The organism is Veillonella sp. (genome assembly GCF_019414865.1).
Taxonomy (GTDB): Bacteria; Bacillota; Negativicutes; order Veillonellales; family Veillonellaceae; genus Veillonella.
This window is the reverse complement of sequence record NZ_DXLG01000121.1, coordinates 1-4704: the sequence shown is the minus strand read 5'-3', so window position 1 is coordinate 4704 and position 4704 is coordinate 1. Positions and strand designations below refer to the sequence as shown.

6 protein-coding genes are annotated in these 4704 nt (G+C 38.8%); 4 read left to right on the top strand and 2 right to left on the bottom strand.

Annotated elements, in window-relative coordinates; translation table 11 throughout:
* Nucleotides 1-291: 291 nt before the first annotated feature.
* The 4 genes from QZ334_RS07005 to QZ334_RS06990 all read left to right on the top strand — a co-directional run bounded on the left by QZ334_RS07005 (nt 292) and on the right by QZ334_RS06990 (nt 3071).
* The gene (locus tag QZ334_RS07005; protein ID WP_295233114.1) at nt 292-1386 is read left to right on the top strand and encodes a S1C family serine protease; all 1095 of its coding nucleotides are present in this window, start codon (nt 292-294) and stop codon (nt 1384-1386) included.
* 337 nt (nt 1387-1723) lie between these two features.
* A complete protein-coding gene (locus QZ334_RS07000; RefSeq protein WP_178884515.1) occupies nt 1724-2053 on the top strand; it encodes a PadR family transcriptional regulator in 330 nt (109 codons plus the stop codon).
* Nucleotides 2040-2615, top strand: coding sequence for a DUF1700 domain-containing protein (locus tag QZ334_RS06995; RefSeq protein WP_178884517.1), 576 nt, complete (start codon nt 2040-2042; stop codon nt 2613-2615). The genes QZ334_RS07000 and QZ334_RS06995 overlap by 14 nt, the downstream gene beginning before the upstream one ends.
* Before the next feature lie 9 nt (nt 2616-2624).
* Complete coding sequence (locus QZ334_RS06990; protein WP_005387933.1) at nt 2625-3071, top strand: hypothetical protein; 447 nt, start codon at nt 2625-2627, stop codon at nt 3069-3071.
* A gap of 190 nt (nt 3072-3261) precedes the next feature.
* Here the strand turns inward: QZ334_RS06990 and pyrE are convergent, their stop codons facing one another.
* Nucleotides 3262-3849, bottom strand: coding sequence for an orotate phosphoribosyltransferase (pyrE, locus tag QZ334_RS06985; protein WP_060924128.1), 588 nt, complete (start codon nt 3847-3849; stop codon nt 3262-3264).
* Entirely contained in the window at nt 3846-4565 is a 720-nt protein-coding gene (pyrF, locus tag QZ334_RS06980; protein ID WP_295233111.1) for an orotidine-5'-phosphate decarboxylase, read from the bottom strand. Before pyrF ends, pyrE begins: the two co-directional genes overlap by 4 nt.
* Nucleotides 4566-4704 lie beyond the last annotated feature (139 nt).

Sequence of the window (4704 nt, the reverse complement as noted above, 5' to 3'; positions counted from 1 at the left end):
GTTGAATCGTCTTGAAATTCGATTTGCTCTTAACGTATTACGAGATACATATTATTTATAGAAATTATATTTTTATAATAGATGTAATAAATTGTTATCTTGCAATGTAATGTCTTGCGTACTATAATAGGTTTATCAAAAATTGATTTTATAAAATTGATTTTGGTGAAAGTAGATATATACTGCTATATTACATTGTTGTTACAGTGTGTATTTGATTGCGATTGGCAGTTTATATGATAAGAAATATAACACTAAGAAATCATTAAGAGATGATATAAGGAGATATGCATGAATTTTTCAAAATATAAGAAATCAATTATTGCCTGTGTGCTAGCCCTCGGTATTGGTGTAGGTGGTGGATACTATTTCTTTGGTAATCCCATTACACATCAAACAACTGTGAAGGAGCAAACTAAACAAACGAAACCTATTACAGATACACGTAATACATACGTGGTACAAGCGGCAAAAGAATCTGGTCCGGCTGTAGTGGGAATTACCACTCAAGTTTTCCAAAAGGATATCTTTAACCGTACCATCTATGCTGGAGAGGGTGTAGGCTCTGGTGTATTGATTGATAATGATGGACATATCGTAACAAATAATCACGTTGTAGCTGGTGCTAAAAATGGAGAGGTTACAGTTTCCTTGTCCAATGGATCTACCGTCACAGGTACAGTTATCGGTACAGATGCCCAAACAGACTTAGCTGTTGTTAAAATTGATCCACCAAAGGATATTCAACCTATAAAAATTGGTGACTCTGATTCCTTGCAAGTAGGGGAACCGGCTATCGCCATTGGTAATCCTTTAGGCCTAGAGTTTAAAGGTTCTGTTACATCTGGTGTAATCAGTGCGTTAGCTCGTACTATTGATGATCAAGGCCAACGCTTCCCCTTGATCCAAACCGATGCAGCTATCAATCCAGGTAACTCCGGTGGTGCGCTTATCAATGCGGACGGAGAGTTAATTGGCATTAATAGTTCTAAGATTTCTAAAGAAGGTGTGGAAGGTATGGGATTTGCCATTCCTATTAATTCCGCTATGACCGTTGTAGACTCTATTATTAAAAATGGTAAGGTTGTACGTCCTTATATTGGTGTATGGGCTGTAGATCGTCAAACAGCAGCACGTAACAATGTAAGCTATGAAGGTGAAGGTCTTCTTATTGTCCAACTTGATGCGAATGGTCCTGCTGCAAAGGCTGGTTTAGTAGAAGGCGATACAATTGCTCAAATTGATGGCAAGAATATTAGTACATTGTTAGAATTAAAAGAGCAAATTGACGCTAAGAGCCCTGGTGATACAGTTTTGGTATCTTATACTCACAATGGCAAAATGAAGAGTACACAGCTTAAATTAGGGCAAGCAACTTCAAAATAAATAGCTGATGTTAGAGTAAATAGATTATTTTAAAATCAATGAAAAATCCTCATCCGTTGGATGGGGATTTTTATGTTGTAGCCGAAGTATGTGTGATACATATAGGGTGACATTAGTAAAATTAGAAAAAATTAAGATAGTTTTTGTTTTATAAAAGCAGATATTATCAGTGTTTATAGGTCGTTAAAAGCGTGGATTTATATTTTGCAAAATATATTTTTAACAAGGTACCTTGCATTACGATGTACCTTGTGTTATTATGTATTTGTCAGTACATGATAGTGACCGTAAGAGAGCTTTCACATTGGCAGGTAGGCACAACCTAAAGGGAGGAACTATGCAAGTTCAATTAAAAAAAGGTGTTATGGATATGCTTGTGCTAGCACTATTAACACAAAGTGATCGCTATGGATATGAAATCGTAAGCACCATTTCCGAATATATTGAAATTTCGGAAGGAACGATATATCCATTATTTAATAGATTAAAGAAAGAAAAGTATGTTGAGACCTATTTGAAGGAGTCCTCTACAGGACCATCTCGAAAATATTATCACATCACGGCAGATGGCCGTAAAGCATACAATCAGATGCGCCAAGAATGGGATGAATTTTCTGGTGTCATCAATATCCTGTTGAAAGGAGTCGACTATAATGGACAAAAATAGCTTTTTAGAAGCACTGCGCAATATATTTAAGCAGGCACGCGTTGCAGATGTAGAAAGTATTATAGAGGTTTATGAAGAGCACTTTGCCGTAGGTTATGAAAAAGGCCTTACAGATGGTGAAATCATTAAATCTTTGGGGACCCCAGAGGAGATTTATGCATCCTATGTGGATGCTGGCATTATTACAGATACATTAGGCCAAGATGGTGGTAACAGTAAATCTGTTAATATGCAAGAAATTTATGCTCGCTTTGATGACTACAAAGAGCGTTTATTGCCGCAGTTGCCAGGTATGGCTAAAAAAGCATCTAAAACATTGTTATCTATTGGAAGTGGTTTGTCATATATTGTAGGGGTTCTTATATTTATTATTACGCCGGCAATCCTGTATTTATTAGGTAGCTCTTGGCAACCATTCGAGAATGTAACGGCATTTCCTGTATTATCATTGGTAACTTTAGTTGCACTTGGTGGTGTAGGTCTCTTTGGGGGCCTTACATGTATCTTTATTGGTATTGAACTTCGTGGTGTACGCGAACGTTATTTCAGCAATGTAGATTAAGGAGGACCTATGAGACGAATTATAATTGCTGCCATTCTAACTGTAATCAGTGCTGTAGGGGTAGGTACATCCTTTGCTGTAAATGATTTACCAAATTTTGGCGAATGGATGAAAACCAATGAACAACAGTTTAGAAAACCACATAGACATGATGGTTCTAATATGCATATGGACCAACATATGATGGATGGAAATAATCAAATGATGCCTCAAGATGGTATGGGGCCAAATAATGGTCAACATATGTACCAAAATTGTCAAAACCAAATGATACCTCAAGATGGTATGGGGCCAAATAATGGTCAACATATGTATCAAAATAGTCAAATGTCTCCGCAAGGTCAAATAGGGCAACAAGGTCAACCTGACCAAATGCCTCAAGGGGGACAACCAAATGGTAATGCGCCTCAACCACCTGTGGAACAAGGTGCACCACAGACTACTCAAAATCAATAGTATTCTATTGATTCTTTTCTCTCACAACACTTTTAGAGTGCGTGGTCATGAAAGTGCATTCATGGCCACCGTAGAGCCATACACTCTACGTGATACATTCGTATCAGAATCTCTCTCTTACACACAATAACTACACACAAACAAAAAGAGCTCCTCAGTGAAGGAGCTCTTTTTGTATCTGTTTATAATTTTATTTAATATGTTTAGAACCACGTTCTGTCATAGCTACGCCATCTTTACAAAGAGGGCATTCTTCAGGTTTGTATGTAGGAACTTCGAGGTTAAGCAATGCTTGTACTTTTTCATGAGGTACGCCGAATTCTGCTTTACCACCAGAGCGGTTAACGAGCAAACCTACACCTACGATTTCACCACCGGCTTGGTTTACAACATTTACTACTTCTTGTACAGAACCACCAGTTGTTACGATGTCTTCAACGATAAGTACGCGTGTGCCTGGCTCAATTTTAAAGCCACGGCGCAATGTCATAACACCTTTTTCGCGTTCTGTGAAAATCGCACGTGTGCCAAGTGCTTTACCCACTTCGTGAGCTAGTAAGATGCCACCAGTCATAGGGCCAATAACAAGCTCAACGTTTTGATCACGGAAGCGTTCAGCTAATTCTTTACAAAGTGCTTCTGTATATTTTGGATGTTGCAATACATTGAATTTTTCAACGTACATTGGGCTGTGGAGTCCAGATGTCAAAAGGAAGTGACCTTCTAAAATAGCTTGAGTGTCGATCAATAATTGTTTTACTTCTTGTTCTGTCATCATTTGGATACATTCTCCATTTCTTCAATAATTAAACGAACTGCTTCACGAGGATTTTCAGCTTGTGTAATAGGACGGCCGATAACGAGGCGAGATGCGCCATCTTGTAATGCGCTAGCAGGTGTAGCAACGCGTTTTTGGTCGTCTGTTGTTGCAAAGGAAGGACGAATACCAGGTGTTACGATGAGGAAATCATCGCCACATGCTTCGCGAATCATTTTAGCTTCTAAGGCGGAGCACACAACACCATCCATCCCACAATCTTTAGCGAGCTTAGCAAGGCGAATTACTTGGTCGGAAATAGGTAGTTGGCCACCAATAGCAGTCCAAGATTCATCGTCGAAACTAGTTAGAGCAGTGATAGCCAATAATTTTGGTCGCTCAACGCCTAGTGCTTCACCGCTTTCACGAGCTGCCTCTACAGCGGCTTTCATCATGACAGGGCCACCTTGACCATGCAAAGTGATTAAACTAGCGCCGAGACGTGTTAAGGAAGAAACTCCATGGGCTACGGTGTTTGGAATGTCGTGCAATTTCAAATCAAGAAATATTTGTTTGTTTTGCTCTTGTAAAAAGCGAATTGTTTTTGCTCCTTCGGCGTAGAATAGCTCCATTCCGACCTTGTAAAAGCTAACCGAATCACCGAGGGATAATACGATTTCTTTTACAGCATCCATCGTGGATACGTCAAGGGCAACGATTAATCTGTCATCTGCCATGTTGCAACCTCCATACTACATATATATCTAAATAATTTTCACATACAGAGGGCCCATCTGTCAATTAAAATTGATGTGAAAGTGGTGACTATTGGTCACCCTTGAATAGTAGATTATAGACTGTTTCATGCTATAATAA